17 protein-coding genes are annotated in these 16,440 nt (G+C 71.1%); 4 read left to right on the forward strand and 13 right to left on the reverse strand.

All coding sequences use genetic code 11. The features are described from left to right. Positions 1-13: 13 nt before the first annotated feature. The 6 genes from ACWD3E_RS29335 to ACWD3E_RS29360 all read right to left on the reverse strand — a co-directional run bounded on the left by ACWD3E_RS29335 (position 14) and on the right by ACWD3E_RS29360 (position 5,400). Complete coding sequence (locus tag ACWD3E_RS29335) at positions 14-100, reverse strand: putative leader peptide (protein ID WP_313960178.1); 87 nt, start codon at positions 98-100, stop codon at positions 14-16. Positions 101-177: 77 nt separating this feature from the next. Continuing rightward, a complete protein-coding gene (locus ACWD3E_RS29340; RefSeq protein WP_451390585.1) occupies positions 178-1,794 on the reverse strand; it encodes an FAD-dependent monooxygenase in 1,617 nt (538 codons plus the stop codon). Between the two features lie 176 nt (positions 1,795-1,970). Further along, the gene (locus ACWD3E_RS29345; protein WP_451390586.1) at positions 1,971-2,918 is read right to left on the reverse strand and encodes an amino acid ABC transporter permease; all 948 of its coding nucleotides are present in this window, start codon (positions 2,916-2,918) and stop codon (positions 1,971-1,973) included. Next, positions 2,915-3,580, reverse strand: a complete 666-nt coding sequence (locus ACWD3E_RS29350; protein WP_451390587.1) for an amino acid ABC transporter permease — start codon at positions 3,578-3,580, stop codon at positions 2,915-2,917. The genes ACWD3E_RS29345 and ACWD3E_RS29350 overlap by 4 nt, the downstream gene beginning before the upstream one ends. Before the next feature lie 125 nt (positions 3,581-3,705). Further along, entirely contained in the window at positions 3,706-4,539 is an 834-nt protein-coding gene (locus ACWD3E_RS29355; RefSeq protein ID WP_451390588.1) for a glutamate ABC transporter substrate-binding protein, read from the reverse strand. Positions 4,540-4,623: 84 nt separating this feature from the next. Next, positions 4,624-5,400: an amino acid ABC transporter ATP-binding protein gene (locus ACWD3E_RS29360; RefSeq protein ID WP_451390589.1), complete on the reverse strand. Its 777-nt coding sequence runs from the start codon at positions 5,398-5,400 to the stop codon at positions 4,624-4,626. 294 nt (positions 5,401-5,694) lie between these two features. On the opposite strand from ACWD3E_RS29360, the gene ACWD3E_RS29365 reads away from it, so the two are divergent. Together ACWD3E_RS29365 and ACWD3E_RS29370 are read left to right on the forward strand one after the other, a co-directional pair. Further along, positions 5,695-6,381: a response regulator transcription factor gene (locus tag ACWD3E_RS29365; RefSeq protein WP_451390590.1), complete on the forward strand. Its 687-nt coding sequence runs from the start codon at positions 5,695-5,697 to the stop codon at positions 6,379-6,381. Positions 6,382-6,390: 9 nt separating this feature from the next. After that, positions 6,391-7,830: an ATP-binding protein gene (locus tag ACWD3E_RS29370; RefSeq protein ID WP_451390591.1), complete on the forward strand. Its 1,440-nt coding sequence runs from the start codon at positions 6,391-6,393 to the stop codon at positions 7,828-7,830. Here ACWD3E_RS29370 and ACWD3E_RS29375 read toward each other — a convergent pair. After that, complete coding sequence (locus tag ACWD3E_RS29375) at positions 7,809-8,807, reverse strand: TAXI family TRAP transporter solute-binding subunit (RefSeq protein WP_451390592.1); 999 nt, start codon at positions 8,805-8,807, stop codon at positions 7,809-7,811. The genes ACWD3E_RS29370 and ACWD3E_RS29375 overlap by 22 nt on opposite strands. A gap of 154 nt (positions 8,808-8,961) precedes the next feature. On the opposite strand from ACWD3E_RS29375, the gene ACWD3E_RS29380 reads away from it, so the two are divergent. Beyond that, positions 8,962-9,393, forward strand: coding sequence for a pyrophosphohydrolase domain-containing protein (locus tag ACWD3E_RS29380; RefSeq protein WP_451390593.1), 432 nt, complete (start codon positions 8,962-8,964; stop codon positions 9,391-9,393). Between the two features lie 285 nt (positions 9,394-9,678). On the opposite strand, the gene ACWD3E_RS29385 is transcribed toward ACWD3E_RS29380, so the two are convergent. From ACWD3E_RS29385 to ACWD3E_RS29410, 6 genes are all read right to left on the reverse strand, one after another. Continuing rightward, positions 9,679-10,113 (reverse strand): MarR family winged helix-turn-helix transcriptional regulator, encoded by a 435-nt coding sequence (locus ACWD3E_RS29385; protein WP_451390594.1) that lies wholly within the window; start codon positions 10,111-10,113, stop codon positions 9,679-9,681. A gap of 61 nt (positions 10,114-10,174) precedes the next feature. Further along, the gene (locus tag ACWD3E_RS29390) at positions 10,175-10,534 is read right to left on the reverse strand and encodes a DUF6204 family protein (RefSeq protein ID WP_451390595.1); all 360 of its coding nucleotides are present in this window, start codon (positions 10,532-10,534) and stop codon (positions 10,175-10,177) included. Between the two features lie 76 nt (positions 10,535-10,610). Continuing rightward, positions 10,611-11,063 (reverse strand): YbhB/YbcL family Raf kinase inhibitor-like protein, encoded by a 453-nt coding sequence (locus ACWD3E_RS29395; protein ID WP_451390596.1) that lies wholly within the window; start codon positions 11,061-11,063, stop codon positions 10,611-10,613. Between the two features lie 45 nt (positions 11,064-11,108). After that, positions 11,109-12,857, reverse strand: coding sequence for a DNA polymerase/3'-5' exonuclease PolX (gene polX, locus ACWD3E_RS29400; RefSeq protein ID WP_451390597.1), 1,749 nt, complete (start codon positions 12,855-12,857; stop codon positions 11,109-11,111). 67 nt (positions 12,858-12,924) lie between these two features. Then, on the reverse strand, positions 12,925-13,581 hold the full coding sequence (locus tag ACWD3E_RS29405) for a dienelactone hydrolase family protein (protein WP_451390598.1): 657 nt from the start codon (positions 13,579-13,581) through the stop codon (positions 12,925-12,927). Between the two features lie 108 nt (positions 13,582-13,689). Beyond that, positions 13,690-15,729: a protein kinase domain-containing protein gene (locus ACWD3E_RS29410; RefSeq protein ID WP_451390599.1), complete on the reverse strand. Its 2,040-nt coding sequence runs from the start codon at positions 15,727-15,729 to the stop codon at positions 13,690-13,692. Between the two features lie 232 nt (positions 15,730-15,961). Here ACWD3E_RS29410 and ACWD3E_RS29415 point away from each other — a divergent pair, with 232 nt between their 5' ends. After that, entirely contained in the window at positions 15,962-16,429 is a 468-nt protein-coding gene (locus ACWD3E_RS29415; protein ID WP_451390600.1) for a hypothetical protein, read from the forward strand. Positions 16,430-16,440: the final 11 nt, after the last annotated feature.

A 16,440-nucleotide genomic window follows, 5' to 3' on the forward strand; every position in this document is an offset into this window, starting at 1 on the left:
AAGGGATGCGAATTCAGCAGGACGGACGACACACGCAGCCCGCGTAGCGGACGAGGTCCATGTGGACCCGTCGCCACAGGCGCACGCAGGTGTCGGTCATGGTCCGGAGTACAGCACGCCGGTACACAGCGGTCAACTCACGGTCACCCTGTGGACGGAGGGTGGCCGGAGGCACGGTCAACGGGCGCTGGAGCCCGCCTCCGCGGCCTCCGCCGCCGTCTCCTCGTTCGCCGTGCCGCCCAGCGTGGCCTCGGCCGCCGCGTACAGGTCGGCCGGCCGGACCCCGCTGAGCGCCGTGACCAGGTGACCGTCGGGGCGTACGAGCAGCACGCTGTGCGCCGGCGCACCCGGGTACTCCTCGGCGACCAGCAGCTCGGCGGGGTGCGGCAGCGCGGTCACCGCCGCCGCGAGCCGGGGCATCACCCCGGCGGACACCCAGTGCTTGCGGTCCCACACGCCCGTGCCCGGCGCGATCAGCACGACCAGCAGCGCACCGCGGCCGAGCCGGTCGCGCAGCCGGACGAAGGAGCCGTCCTCCGCCGTGACCCGCACATCGGTGACGGACGAGCCCGGCGGGGTGTCGACCGGGATCTCCCCCTCCAGATGCCGGGGTGCGAGCGGCGAGTCGGCGTACGTCCCCGGCGCGCCCAGCGGGCCGCGCCCCAGGTGGCCGTCCACGAGGAGCGTGTCATGGCCCCGGGCCGCGCCCGGGACGTAGTGGCGCAGCCCGCCGCCACCGCGCAGCACCGGCAGCGCCTGGTCGGCGGCGCGCAGCCGGGCGGCGACGACGGCGCGCCGCTCGGCCTGATAGCTGTCCAGCAGCGCCTCGTGCGGGCCGTGGTGCCAGGCCGGGGCCAGCTTCCAGGCGAGGTTGTCGGCGTCCCTGAGGCCCTCGTCGAGCCCCTGGGTGCCGAGCGCGCCGAGCAGATGGGCCGCGTCCCCGGCGAGGAAGACCCGGCCCACGCGCCACCGGCGGGCCAGCCGGTGATGCACCGTGTGGACTCCGGTGTCGAGCAGGTCGTACGCCGGAGACGCGCTGTCCGTCCAGCCCGCGAGGGTCTCGCGGATCCGGGCCACCAGGCTGTCGGGCGTGACCAGGTCCTTGCCCGGCGGCAGCAGCCAGTCCAGGCGCCACACGCCGTCGGGGAGGGGGCGGGCGGTCACCTCCCCGGCCGAGGGCCCGGACGACCGCCACGGCGGCATCCGATGGAGCAACGCCTGGCCCTCCCACGGAAGTTCCACGCGCAGCGTGGCGACGGCGTGTCGCTCCACCGCCGTACGGCCCGGGAAGCGGATGTCCTGGAGCTTGCGCACGGTCGAGCGGGGGCCGTCGCAGCCGACCAGATAACTGCCGCGCCACCAGGTTCCCTTGGAACCGCGCGTGCGCGCGGTGACGCCGGAACGCTCCTGCTCGATCGAGTCGAGACGGCTCTCCACGGCGACCTTGACCAGCGGCTCACCCGCGATGGCCGTACGCAGGGCGCCCGTGACGACGTGTTGGGCGATGTGCAGCGGGGCAGGCTCGGCCTCCTCGAAGGTGATCTCGCTCATCACCTGCCTGCGCCGAAGCGACCGCCATCCGGCCCAACGGACGCCCTGCTCGCCGAGGTCCACCCCCGTCAGCCGCGTCAGCAGAGCCGCCGTGTCCTCGCGCAGCACGACGGTGCGCGCCGGGCGTGGTTCGTCCTTGCCGGGGCCCTCGTCGAGGACGACGGACGGCACCTCCTGGCGGGCCAGCGCCAGGGCGAGCGTGAGCCCGACGGGCCCCGCTCCGACGATGATCACCGGGTCCACGGCGCGGCGCCCCCTGCCCGCAGCGGTGCCCTGACGGGCCTGGGTGAACAGGAAGGTGGAGCGGGGTGCACGATCACAGAACGTATGCAACCCATTGGCGGAGTTTGCGTCAAGTGACCAGGGGCAGTGGCGATCATGCCACTGCCCCTGGGCGATTCATGCGACTTGATGGATCGTCATTTCTTGGGGCCGCCGATGACGCCACTGACGCCCATGACACCGCCGCCCTCGCCACCGGTCCCGAAGGTGCCGCCCACCGCCGCGGGGTTGAGCTCCTCCATGTCCTCGGCGCCGAGCACGGCACCCGTGCTGCGCTTGCTGCGCCGCAGTCGGCCCTCCAGCCAGCTCGCGAAGGACGTCAGGATGAAGTTCAGCACGATGTAGACGGCCGCCACGACGACGAAGCTGGCCAGGACGTTGGCGTAGTTGGCCGCCAGCGTGCCGCGCTGGTTGAGCAGCTCGGTGAAGCCGATCATCACACCGCCCAGGGCGGTGTCCTTCACGATGACCACCAGCTGGCTGACGATCGCCGGCAGCATGGCGGTGACCGCCTGCGGGAGCAGGATGCTGGTCATCGTCTGGCCCTTGCGCAGGCCGATCGCGTACGCCGCCTCGGTCTGGCCCCTGGGCAGGGCCAGGATGCCGGCCCGGACGACCTCGGCGAGCACCGAGGCGTTGTAGAGCACCAGGCCGGTGACCACCGCGTAGAGCGGCCGGTCGTCGCTGGTGACCTGGGTGTAGCGGCTGTAGTACTCGTTGGCGAACAGCATCAGCAGCAGCACCGGGATCGCCCGGAAGAACTCGACGACCACACCGGCCACGATCCGCACCCAGCGGTGGTCGGACAGGCGCGCGATGCCGAAGACGGCGCCGAGCGGCAGGGCGATGACCATGGACAGCGCCGCGGCCTTGAGGGTGTTGATGAGTCCCGGGAGCAGGTAGGTCGTCCAGGCCTCGGACGTGGTGAACGGCTGCCACAGGGCCCACCGCAGCTGCTGCTTGTCGTCCAGGGTGCGCCAGAGCCACCAGGCCAGCGCGCCGAGAGCGGCGAAGAAGACAACGGAGATGAGGACGTTGCGCCGTTTGGCGCGCGGGCCCGGGGTGTCGTAGAGGACGGAAGTCATCGCTTCACCGCCAGTCGCTTGGCGAGCCAGCCCAGGAGCAGGCCGGTGGGCAGGGTCAGGACCACGAAACCGAAGGCGAAGACCGCGCCGATGGCCAGCGTCTGGGCCTCGTTCTCGATCATCGACTTCATCAGGGCCGCGGCCTCGGCGACGCCGATGGCGGCTGCGACCGTGGTGTTCTTGGTCAGGGCGATCAGGACGTTGGCCAGCGGGCCGATGACCGCGCGGAACGCCTGGGGCAGCACGATCAGGCGCAGCGTCTGACTGAAGTTCAGCCCGATCGCGCGGGCGGCCTCGGCCTGCCCGAGCGGCACGGTGTTGATGCCGGCGCGGATCGCCTCGCAGACGAAGGCGGCCGTGTAGGCGATGAGGCCGAGAACGGCCAGGCGGAAGCCCTGGACGTTGAAGTCGGAGGTGCCCATCGTCACGCCGAAGACGTCGGCGAGACCGAGCGAGCTGAACAAGATGATGATCGTCAGTGGGATGTTGCGGACGATGTTCACGTAGACGGTGCCGAACCCGCGCATGAGCGGGACCGGGCTGACCCGCATCGCGGCCAGCAGGGTGCCCCAGACCAGGGAGCCGACGGCGGAGAGGGCGGTGAGTTTCACCGTCATCCAGAACGCCCCTAGGACGTCATAACCTTGAAGAAAGTCGAACACGATCTCCCGCGCTTCCGGGTGTGTGGCGTACGAGAAGGGCCGGGCGCGCCGCCGGGAAAGCGGTGGCGGCGCGCCTTGGGGAACCCTGCGTCACCCGCCGGAGTGAGCGCCGGCGGAGTTCCGCGTTACTTGACGATCTGGCCGATCTTCGGAGCCTTCTCGTTCTTGTAGTTGGCGGGACCGAAGTTCTTCTCGACGGCCTTCTGCCAGGAGCCGTCGCTCACCATCTGCTCCAGCGCCTTGTTGATCTTGTTGACGGTGGCGGTGTCGCCCTTCTTGACGCCGACGCCGTAGTTCTCGTTGCTCAGCTTCAGGCCGGCGAGCTTGAACTGACCCTTGTACTTGTCCTGCGCGGCGAAGCCCGCGAGGATCGAGTCGTCGGTGGTCACCGCGTCCACCGCGCCGCTCTGCAGGCCGGCGATGCACTCCGAGTAGGTGCTGTACTTGCGCAGGTTGGCCTTCGGGGCGATCGTGTCGTGGATGTTCTGCGCCGAGGTGGAGCCGGTCACGGAACACAGCTTCTTGCCGTTGAGGTCCGTGGCCTTGCTGATCTTCGAGTCCTTCTTGACCAGCAGGTCCTGGTGGGCCAGCAGGTAGGGGCCGCCGAAGTCGACCTTCTGCTGGCGCTCCGGGGTGATCGAGTACGTGGCCGCGATGAACTTCACGTCACCGCGCTGCAGCGCGTTCTCGCGGTCCGCGCTCTTGGTCTCCACGAACTGGATCTGGTCCGGCTTGTAGCCGAGCTTGCCCGCGACATAGGTGGCTACGTCCACGTCGAAGCCCGAGAAGGAACCGTCGGGCGTCTTCAGGCCGAGACCCGGCTGGTCGAACTTGATACCGATCTTGATCTTCTTGCCGCCGTCCGAGTCGTTGTCGGACTTGCCGCCGCCACACGCGGTGGCGCCCACCGTGAGGGCGAGTACGACGGCCGAGGCGGCGGTGACCTTGCGGAGCTTCATGGGGAACATCCTTCGAGTGGTGAGAACGGCGGTCCGTGACGGACGGCTGACCCAAGTTGTGTGCGGGCGCGGGTGCCTGCGCCGTCAGTGGTGCAGGATCTTGGACAGGAAGTCCTTGGCCCGGTCGCTGCGCGGGTTGCTGAAGAACTGGTCGGGCGCAGCCTGTTCGACGATGCGGCCGTCCGCCATGAAGACCACACGGTTTGCAGCCGATCGTGCGAAACCCATCTCGTGGGTGACGACGATCATCGTCATGCCCTCACGGGCGAGCTGCTGCATGACCTCGAGGACCTCGTTGATCATCTCGGGGTCGAGGGCGGAGGTCGGCTCGTCGAAGAGCATGACCTTCGGGCCCATCGCCAGCGCCCGGGCGATGGCGACGCGCTGCTGCTGGCCGCCGGACAGCTGCGCGGGGTACTTGTCGGCCTGGCTGCCCACGCCGACGCGGTCGAGCAGGGCGCGGGCCTTCGCCTCGGCCTGCTTCTTGTCCGCCTTGCGGACCTTGACCTGGCCCAGCATCACGTTGTCGAGCACGGTCTTGTGCGCGAAGAGATTGAAGGACTGGAAGACCATCCCGACGTCGGCGCGCAGCCGCGCCAGCTCCTTGCCTTCCTGGGGCAGGGGCTTGCCGTCGATCGTGATGGTGCCCGAGTCGATGGTCTCCAGGCGGTTGATGGTGCGGCACAGGGTCGACTTTCCGGACCCGGAGGGCCCGATGACCACGACGACCTCGCCGCTGGCGATCGTCAGGTCGATGTCCTGGAGTACGTGCAACGCGCCGTAGTGCTTGTTGACGCTCTTCAGGACGACCAGTTCGTCGGTCGCGGCCATATCCACCTTGGCCACCGATACTTCGGTCATCGCTCTCGGGCTCCGTCCTCCTCGGTTTCGGTGGACAGTAGTGACCCCCGATGACCTGCGTCATCACATCTGAGGGAGATCTGAGCATCACGATCCGATAGCAATCGGACACGTGACGTAGCAGTGTGACCTGTGTGCGTATCGGCCGGATAACGGAAGTCACGGGCAACCGGAAGCCTCTTGACGCCGTCCTTGTCCATCGGCGTCACTGCCATGGTGCACGCGCGCGTGCACGCGATCTACAAGGCGAGCGGAAACCGAGACCGTACGACCACTGAACCGGAGGGAGACGCGATGAGGCTGCTGCTCGTCGAGGATGACAACCACGTCGCCGCCGCCCTGTCCGCGGTGCTCGCGCGGCACGGATTCGAGGTGACGCACGCGCGCAGCGGCGAGGAGGCCTTGCGGGCGCTTGTCCCCGAGGGGCCCGGCTTCGGTGTGGTCCTGCTCGACCTCGGCCTGCCCGACCAGGACGGCTACGAGGTCTGCGGCAAGATCCGCAAGCGCACCAGCACCCCGGTGATCATGGTCACCGCCCGCTCCGACGTCCGCTCCCGCATCCACGGGCTCAACCTGGGTGCCGACGACTACGTGGTGAAGCCGTACGACACCGGGGAACTGCTCGCCCGGATCCACGCGGTCAGCCGGCGCACCGCCCACGAGGACTCCGGGGCGCCCGGCGAGAGCGCCCTGCGCCTCGGCCCCGTGCACATCGAGCTGCCGACCCGGCAGGTCACCGTAGAGGGTTCGGTCATCCAACTGACCCGTAAGGAGTTCGATCTGCTCGCGCTGCTCGCCCAGCGCCCGGGAGTGGTCTTCCGCCGCGAGCAGATCATCAGCGAGGTGTGGCGCACCAGTTGGGAGGGCACCGGACGCACCCTGGAGGTGCATGTCGCCTCCTTGCGCGCGAAGCTGCGCATGCCCGCGCTGATCGAGACCGTACGCGGCGTCGGCTACCGGCTCGTCGCCCCGGCCGCCTAGCGGGGACGGGTGCGCACACGGCTCCTGCCGCTGCTCATCATCCTGATGGCGGCCGTACTCCTCGCCCTCGGCGTCCCGCTCGCCGTCAGCGTGGCCGCCGCCCAGCAGCAGAAGGTCGTCGTCGACCGGATCGACGACACCGCGCGGTTCGCCGCGCTCGCCCAGTTCGTCACCGACGGACCCAGCGGCTCCCGCCGTACCTCCCCGGACGAGCGCCAGGAGATGCTCCGCCGCGAACTGGACAGCTACTACGGCGTCTACGGCATCCGCGCGGGCGTCTTCTACCGCAACGGCTCGGCGATGGCCAACGCACCCGTCGACTGGTTCGTACCGCCGACCGGGGAGGTGCGGGAGGCCTTCGACGAGTCGCTGCTGAGCCGGCGCAGCCACGACCCCCGGCAGGTGTGGCCCTGGCAGCGCAGCCGGCTGATCGTGGCCTCGCCGGTGATCCGGGACGGGGACGTCGTGGCCGTCGTGGTCACCGACTCGCCCACCGGGCAGATGCGTTCGCGGACCCTGCGCGGCTGGCTGCTGATCGGTGCCGGCGAGATCGCCGCCATGCTGCTCGCCGTCGGCGCCGCGCTGCGGCTGACCGGCTGGGTGCTCAAGCCCGTACGGATCCTGGACGCCACCACCCACGACATCGCCACCGGACGCCTGAAGTCCCGGGTCGCGGTCGGCAGCGGGCCGCCGGAACTCAGACGCCTGGCCCGGTCGTTCAACGAGATGGCGGACAACGTCGAGGACGTGCTGGAGCAGCAGCGCGCCTTCGTCGCCGACGCCTCGCACCAGCTGCGCAACCCGCTCTCGGCGCTGCTGCTGCGCATCGAACTGCTCGCCCTCGAACTCCCCGAGGGCAACGAGGAGATCGCCTCGGTCCGCACCGAGGGCAAGCGCCTCGCGCAGGTCCTGGACGACCTGCTCGACCTGGCGCTCGCCGAGCACGCCGAGGCGGACCTCGGCCTGACCGACATCGGGGCTCTCGCCGACGAGCGGGTGGCCGCCTGGTCAGCGGCCGCCGAGGCCAAGGGAGTCCGGCTCACCGGCGACTGCCCGCCCACCACCGCCTGGGCCGACCCGATCACGCTGTCCAGCGCGCTGGACGCCGTCATCGACAACGCCGTGAAGTTCACCCCGGAGGGTGGCACCGTCGAGGTCGTCGTCTCCTCCGACGGCGACATTTCCACGGTCGTGGTCACCGACACCGGCCCCGGCCTCACCGACGAGGAACTCGCGCGCGTGGGCGACCGTTTCTGGCGCAGCGGACGCCACCAGAACGTCAAGGGCTCGGGCCTGGGCCTGTCCATCACCCACACCCTGCTCGCCGCGGGCGGCGGCTCGATCGGCTACGCCCACCACGAGCCCCGCGGGCTCCGGGTGACCGTCACGGTGCCCCGGTACGCGGAGACGGGCCAGGGCAGCAGCGCTCAGGGCTTCATCGAGCGGTAGTAGCGCCGGGCGCCCTCGTGCAGGACCAGGGGGTCGGTGTAGATCGCGGTGCGCAGGTCGACCAGCTGGGCGGAGTGGACGTGCGCGCCGATCCCGTCACGGCTCTTGATCACCGTGCGCGTCAGCCATTCGGTCAGCCGCGGATCCATGTCCTTGCGGGTCATCAGCAGGTTGGCCACGGCGATCGTCGGCACGGCAGTGCCCTGCTGCACGGACGGATAGGCCGACTCGGGCATGTTGGTGGCCCGGTAGTAGCGCGCGGCCTCCCCTTCGGCGTGCAGCCTGGTGACGAGGTCCCCGTCGATCGGTACGAACCTGACGGCGGACGTCCGCGCCAGCTCGACCAGTCCCTTTGTGGGCAGGCCGCCCGACCAGAAGAAGGCGTCGATCTTCCGCTGCCGCAGCTTGGTCGGCCCGGTGTCGATGCCCTCCGCCAGTGGGGTGATGTCCTTGTGCGGATCGATGCCCGCGGACTTCAGCACCCGGTTGGCGATCAGCCGCACCCCGGAGTCGGGCAGCCCCACAGCCACCCGCTTGTGCCGCAGGTCGGCGACGCTCTGCACGTCCGAGTCGCGCGGTACGACGAGCTGCACGTAGTCGTCGTAGAGCCGGGCCACACCGCGCAGCCGGCCGGCACCTCTGCCGTGCCGCAGCTCGTACGTCTCCACGGCGTCGGCCGCCGCGACCGTGAAGTCGGCCTTCCCGGTCGCCACCCGTTCCACGTTCTCCTGCGAACCCGCGCTGTTGAGCAGCTTCACCCGCAGACCGGGCATGTCCTTGCCCAGCTCGGTGCGCAGCCGCTCCCCGTACTCCTGGTAGACGCCGCGGGGCGTGCCGGTGCTGAAGACGATCGTCCCGCTCGGCGGCTTCTCGCCCAGCGGCAGCAGCCACCACAGCAGCAGCCCGAGGGCCACGACGCCGACGGTCGCGCCCTGGAGCGCCTGGCGCCTGCTGATACGGGGGAACGCTTTGGACATGCGGGCGATCCTGCCAGGCCGTGCGCGGGCCTGACCAGGGCCGGGGCCGCTTCGGGGCCGCTTCGGGACCACTCTGGGGTTACTTCGAGACCCTGCGGTCCGGGCCCTGTGGACAACTCCGGGCGCTGTCGGTGCCGGCCGCTAGAGTCGCCGTATGAGCCACTCTCCCGCCGACCTCGTCCACGAATTCCACCTCGCCTTCGGCCTCGACGCCCGCAGCACGCCGACCGAGGTGTCCCCCGAACTGGCCGCGCACCGCGGGGAGCTGCTCGCCGAGGAGGCCGCGGAGGTGGCCGAGGTCGCGGTCGAGGGACCGTTGGACCGGCTCGCGCACGAACTGGCGGACGTGGTCTACGTGGCGTACGGCACGGCCCTGGTGCACGGGATCGACCTCGACCAGGTGATCGCCGAGATCCACCGCGCCAACATGAGCAAGCTCGGTCCGGACGGGCAGGTCGCCCGGCGCGCCGACGGCAAGGTCCTCAAGGGCGAGCACTACCGGGCGCCGGACGTGTCGGCCGTGCTGCGCCACCAGGGCTGGATACCGGCGGCGGCGCAGCCGGACGCTTCCGGACCGCGGGGCTAGGCCCTGTCGTCAAATTCCCGTCGTTCGCCTGGATGGCAGGCCGCGCGGCGTCTGGTGCGTGCAGCTGCAAGGCGGAGGAGGGAGTCGACGACGGGGGTCCCCCCCCCGCGCGAGCGAAGCCGAGCGTGGGGGGAGTGTCGGCGACTGACGACAACGCGGCTGGTGGGACCCCCTCTGGGGGAGCGCGTGCCAGGCGTCGCGCGGCAGGCGGTAATTCGACGGCAGGGCCTGAGAAGGTTCCCGCTCGCCGGCTTCCACACGCGGGCGCAAGGGCGAGCCGCGGCTCTAGAGGCCGGTGCCGCCCAGCCGGGTCAGCAGGCCGGCGAGTTGGCTGACGTCCTCCTCGGCCCAGTGCGGGGCGGCGAAGAGCTCGGCGGCGGTCTCCTCGGCCGTGGCCAGCATCTCCGTCAGGAGCCGCCGGCCGGTCCCGGTCAGCGAGGCGTAGGCCACGCGCGCGTCCCGGGTGTCCGACTCGCGCGTCACCAGCCCGATCCGCTCCAGCGGGGCGAGTCCGCGGGTGACCCCCGACGCCGTCAGCCCCAGCGCCTCGGCCAGGTCCACCCGGCGCATCCGCCCGCCGGGTGCCTGCCCCAGGCGCAGCAGCATCGTGAAGTCGGCCAGACTCACCCCGTGCAGGCCGCTCAGCCGCGCATCGAAGCGTCGGACGAGCGCCGCCTGGGCGCGGACGAGCCGCATGGCCGCGTCAAGAGCCTCACTCATAGCCCCCTCCTCGCCCCTTCCGTGATCGCTACTCCATTGCAAGCTCCTTGACTACTCAAGTTTATGCTCCACCAGAACGCGCGGCACGCCGCTGGCGCTTCCCCAGGGGCGCCTGGGAGAGGTCCTCCGCGGTGGACCGGAGGTTCTTGAAGCCGTAGCCGCGCTCGGTCAGCCACGCCGTCGCAGCCTCCTCGGCCCGCTCGGTCGCCTCGAGGATGTCCTCCTCTTCCTCCCCGGTGTCCGAGAAACGGAATACGAAGGCGGGGCGGGCGGCGATGTCGTAGGTGAGGTGCCCCTCGGGCGTGTACGCGGCGCGGAGCACGTCGTGCTCGGCGGCGTCGGCCAGCAGCTCGGCCCGCTGGGCGTCGCTCAGCCCGTCGAAGGCGCCGCGGACGGTGATGCGGAAGGTACGTGGACTCATCCCGCGACCCTAGGCGCACCCGGCCGCGGGCTTCCATCGAGTTTTCCGCCCCGGTCAGCCGTGGGCCGGCGCCCGGTCAGCGCTCGTAGAGCCCGACGATCGTGCCGCTGGCCAATTGCTGCCCGTCGAGCACGGCGTGCGCCTCGGCGGCGGTGGCCCGGTCCGGGAGGGAGACGGGTGAGGGGAGGGCGTACAGGTGGAAGACGTAGTGGTGCGCGTTGTCGCCGACGGGTGGCTGCGGGCCGCCATAGCCCCGCTCGCCGAAGCTGTTGCGATGGGGCTGGCTGCCCGAGGGCGCCTTGCCCGCGTCCAGGTGATCGGTGTGCGGGTCGATGCCGGTGACCAGCCAGTGCACGAAGGTTCCCGACGGGGCGTCGGGGTCCTCGCACAACAGGACCAGTTCCGCCGTGTCGTCCGGTACCCCGGACCAGGTCAGCGGCGGAGAGACGTTGCCCGCGTCCCTGGCGTGGCGGCGCGGGATCATGTTCTGGTCACGGAATGCTGCGCTTGTGAGTTCGATGCCGGCCATGGTCACGGAGTACCCCTCGTGCGCCCGGGCATACGTGAGGCCGGCTCACCGGCGCTTGTGCAGGAACCGGCGCAGCCGTGCCTGCGGCCAGGTGTTGATCACGTCGTCCTTGGTGAGCCAGCCGCGCTGGGCCGTACCCACGCCGTAGCGCATGTTCGCCAGATGGGGGGTGGCGTGCGCGTCGCTGTCGATCGCGAACTTCACGCCGTGCCGCCGGGCCCGCAGGATGAACTCGTCGCCCAGGTCGAGCCGTTCCGGAGCGGCGTTGATCTCCAGGGCGGTGCCGGTGCGCGCGCACGCGGCGAAGACCTCGTCGAGGTCGGCGTCGATGCCCGGCCGCTTGCCGATGAGCCGGGCGGTGGGATGGCCGATGATGTTGACGTACGGGTTCTCGCAGGCCCGCACGAGCCGCCGGGTCAGCGCCTCGCGCCCCTGGTTGAAGTGCGAGTGCACCGAGGCGACGCACAGGTCGAAGCCGGCCAGGAACTCCTCCGGCCAGTCGACCTCCCCGTCGGGGTCGATGTTCAGCTCCGCGCCGTGCAGCAGCCGCATGCCGCCGCCCTGGCTGCGCCGGCCGCGCTTGCCGTAGGCGCCGTCGAGCGCGTGCACCTCCTCGCGCTGGGCCAGCATCCGTTCGTCGGTCATCCGCTGCATGTACAGGTTCGGGCCGTGGTCGGTCACCGCGTAGTAGGCGTAGCCGCGCTCGGCCGCCGCGGCGACCATCTCCTCCAGCGGGGCGAGGCCGTCGGTGAGGTCGGTGTGGGTGTGCAGGTCACCCCGGATGTCGCTCTCCTCGACCAGGACGGGCAGCTCGTCGTTCAGCCCCGCTTCGATCTCCCCGCGGTCCTCACGCAGCGCCGGCGGGATCCAGGGCAGGCCGAGCCGGGCGTAGACCTCCTCCTCCGTCGCGGAGACGATCTTCTCGCCGGTCTCGGTGTCGAAGAGCCCGTACTCGGACAGCTTGAGCTTCTGGTGCACGGCCAGTTCCCGGGTGCGGATGTTGTGCGCCTTGGAGCCGGTGAAGTACTGCAGCGCCGCGCCCCAGGAGTCCGGCGGCACGACCCGCAGATCGACGGCGAGGCCCTTGTCGGTGCGGACCGAGGTCTTCTTCTCGCCGTGCGCGACGACCTCCGCGACGCACGGCAGCTCGGTGAACGCCCGCATGAACGGGGCCGACTTCGCGGCGGCCACGAGGACGTCGACGTCACCGATGGTCTCGCGGCCCCGGCGCAGCGAGCCGGCGTACGTGCACTTCCGGCAGCCGGGGACTCCGGACAGCTCGGCGACGATGTCGACGGCGAGGTCCATGGCGACGTCGATCAGGACGCGGTCGCCGGAGGACCGCAGGAGTTCGATGCCGTGGAGGATGTTCTCCTCCGTCTTGGGGCCGAAGCCCTTCAGGTCGCGCAGCCGCTCCTCGTGGATGGCCTCGGCCAGCTCCTCGACCGAGGAGATGCCCAGCTCCTCGTACAGGAGGCAGGCCTTCTTCGGGCCGAGGGTGGGGATGGCCGTCAGCCGCCGGACGCCCGCGGGGATCCTGGCCCGCAGTTCCTCGACCGCGGACACGCCGCCGGTGCGGAAGTACTCGACGATCTTCTCGGCGATCGATTTGCCGACATTGGGGATCTCCTGGAGACCCTTGGCATCGAGCGTGGACACGTCGGCGTGATAGCCGCCCACCGCCCGCGCGGCCTTCTCGTAGACGCGCGCCCGGAACGCGTCCCCTCCGGTGATCGAGATCAGGTCCGCGTACTCGGCGAAGAGTGCGGCGACCTCCTCGTTGGAACGAGCCACACTCTCAGGGTAGGCAGCGGGGGCGGGGTCGGCAGCGGGGCTGGGTGGGGGCCGGTGTGGGCCGCTGTCACGCCGTCACCGGGCGCAGATGCTCCTCACACCACTCCCGGGCCGTCTCGGCGACCCGCTCCAGCGCGCCGGGTTCCTCGAACAGATGCGTGGCTCCCGGGATCACCCGCAGGGTGCTCGGGGCCCGCATCCGCCGGGCGGCCTCCTCGTTGAGCTGGAGCACGTGTTCGTCCCGGCCGCCGACGATCAGCAGGACCGGTGCGCGTACGGCGGGGAGCGCGTCGCCCGCCAGATCGGGCCGTCCGCCGCGGGAGACGACGGTCAGGACGCGGTCCGGGTGCGCGGCGGCGGCGACCAGGGCAGCGGCGGCGCCGGTGCTGGCGCCGAAGAGCACGACGGGCAGGTCACGGGTGCCGGGCCGGGCGCCGAGCCAGTCCAGAGCGGCCACGAGCCGGCGCCCCAGCAGCGGAATGTCGAAGCGGTGCTCGGCGGTCAGCACGTCCCGGCGCTCCTCCGCCTCGGTGAGCAGGTCGATCAGCAGGGTGCCCAGCCCGGCCCGGCGCAGCTCGGCGGCGACCGCCCGGTTGCGCGGGCTGTGCCGGGAGCTTCCGCTGCCGTGCGCGAACAGCACCACGGCCCGCGCCCGCTCCGGCAGCACGAGATCACCGGGGAGGTCGGCGCCGTCGGCGGGCACGAGAACGGTCTCGGACGTCATCGCGATCAACTTCTTCGAAAGAGCCCTCGGAGTACTCGTCACCCGCGTACCCAGTCCTGGGCAGACCTGTACCCCCGCGTGCCCCGCCTCGGTGGCCGCCGGCCTCGGCTAGGCCGCGCCGCGCCACACCTTCACGTCCAAGGTGGCGTACGTCGTCCCGGACGAGCCCCGGTACGTCACCAGCCCCACGTGCCCCGTCCCGCTGATGACGCACATCTGCTGGCCGACGGCGAGGTCCCTCACCCAGACGTAACTCCTGTAGCCGGTCGTCGACTTGCACACGTCCAGGCTTCCCTGTCGGCCCGTCGGCAGTACGGCGAGGGAGCTGCCGGAGGTGGTGCCGGGGGCGAGGACCGCGCCCGCGGAGTAGACGGCGTAGGTCAGATCCTCGTCGGAGGTCCCGGTGTCCGCCTTGGAACGCACCGGGGTGTCCGCCAGGTACAGGTCATGGCTCTTGGTCATCCGGATCCCGGCGTACGTCACCGGGGCCGGTGCCTTCGGAGCCGCGGGCTTGCTGGACGCGGTGGTCGGGGGAGCCGACGTCGCGGCCCGCGTGGGTGTCGCGGGCCCGGAAGCGCTCGGCGGTACGGAGGATTTGGCCGATTTCGGGCTCTTCGAGGTCCGAGCCGACGGCGAGCCGGACGGCGACGCCGACGGCGATGCCGTGGCGGCCGTGGCCGACCGCGATGCGGCCACGTCCTGCGCCCGGTCGCCGCCCTTGTCGTCGTTCCCCGGAGCGAGCAGCAGCGCGGCGACGGCCCCGCAGGCGACGAGCACGACGGCGGCCCCCGACAGCATCCAGACCCTGGCGCCGCGCTTGCCGCCGGTGGTCATGGGGGAGGTCTGCGCGGCGGCCGACTCCTGCTGCTGAGGCCGGCCGGGCGGCGCGTATGGGCCTGGTGCGGCCCCCTGCCCGATGACGAAGGGGCCGGGGAGCGCGGCATGGGACTGCGGGGTGTGGGGCGCCGGGGCGGGGGAGTAGGGCGAGGCAGGGGAGTAGGGGACAGGGGGCCCGAAGGCGCCCGGATCGGCAGGGGCGTGGCCGCCTGAACCGGCAGGCGCGTGACCGCCGTACCCGCCATACTCGCCGGAACCGGCAGCCGCGTAACCGCCTGCGCCATCGCCGTAACCGGCCGTACTGCCCGCACCGCCCGTGCCGCCGTTGCCGTGACCGACCGGGCCGCCGGAGGCATCCGTGCCCAGGGCCGCGCGGGCTCGCGCCTGATCGGCGCCCTGGGTCCGGGCCGCTATCCCCGCGGCCAGCTCGCCCGGCAGCCACGCGCCGGAGGTGACCAGCGCCTCGGCACCGCGCTGTGCCTGGATCGTCTGGACGGAGCGGATGACCTCCTCGACGGAAGGCCGTTCGGCGGCGGTCTTGCGCAGACAGCGCGCCACCAACTCCCGTACCTGCTCCGGCACATGGCCGAGGTCGGGCTCCGAGTGCACCACTCGGTAGAGCACCGCGTGCGGATCCCCGTCCCCGAAGGCGGCACGGCCCGTCGCCGCGAAGACGGCGGTCTGCCCCAGCGCGAACACGTCGGCCGAGGGAGCTGCCTCCCCGCCGAGCACCTGCTCCGGCGCCATGTAGGCGACCGTGCCGACGGCCATGCCGCTCTGTGTCACCGCCGTGGCGTCAGCGGCCCGCGCGACACCGAAGTCGATGACGCGCGGGCCGTCGGCGGCGAGCAGTACGTTCGACGGCTTGAGGTCCCGGTGCACGATGCCCGCGTGGTGCACGGCCTGCAGGGCCTCGGCGACACCGGCGATCAGCCGCAGCACGGTGTCGACGGGCAGCGCCCCGTGATCGGCCACGGCTTCGGCGAGGGACGGCCCCGGAACATAAGCAGTCGCACACCACGGCACGGACCCCTCGGTGTCACTGTCCACGACCGGCGCCGTGTACAGCCCGTGCACCCGGCGGGCCGCGGCCACCTCGGCCCGGAACCGCTTCCGGAACTCGGTGTTCTCGGCCAGTTCCGGCCGGATCACCTTGACCGCGACGGCCCGGCCGCCGGGCGTGTGCGAGAGATAGACCCGCCCCATGCCGCCGGACCCGAGCCGCGCCACCAGCACGTAAGCACCGACGACCTTCGGATCGCCGTCCTCCAGTGGCTGGAAACTCCCCGCATCGGGCCCACCGTTGCTCAACACCCGTACTCCACCCCGAGATCTGCTCCGTCGCGCTTATTGCATCACGGGTCCCGCACGCCCCGTCCGGCAGAGCGGTACCCATCTTCTCTTCGAGCAAGGGCAATCCCGTCGGGCACCGTTTCCGTATGACTTCACATAAGGCAACACCTCCGGCGGCCGGCAGCTTCGGCAGCTCACTGGTTCCACACGCCTCCTGCGCGCACGAGCCACATGAATGACTGGAGTCACCATGAACTCCGTCTCCACCAGCGAAGTCGCCCTGAGAGGACTGGGAGCGTGCTGTGCCCTCGCCAACGTGGTGGTGCACGGACTCCTCGTCCCTGATCACCTCAAGGAGAAGCTCTACATCGGCGTCCTGTTCGCCCTGGGCAGCGCCGTCATGCTCGCCGTGGCGGTGGCACTGGTGACCCTGAGACGTCCCGCGCTCGCATGGACGATCGGGGTCCTCGTCAGCCTCGGCATGATCATCGGTTTTCTGCTGTCGCGCACCGTCGGCCTTCCGGACGGCTACTACGAACCCGGCTGGGAGCCGCCCTACGGCCCCCTTTCCCTGATCGCCGAGGGACTGTTCGTCCTCGCCTTCCTCGCCTGGCTGGGAGGGAGACCGACGGCCGGTGCCGCCCCGGGGGCGCAGCACAAGGCGGACAGCGCGGACAGCGAGCGGGTCGCGTCCGGGCCGGGCAAATGGCGGCAGTGACAGGTGAAGCC

It is taken from the genome of Streptomyces sp. NPDC002676 (assembly GCF_053592455.1).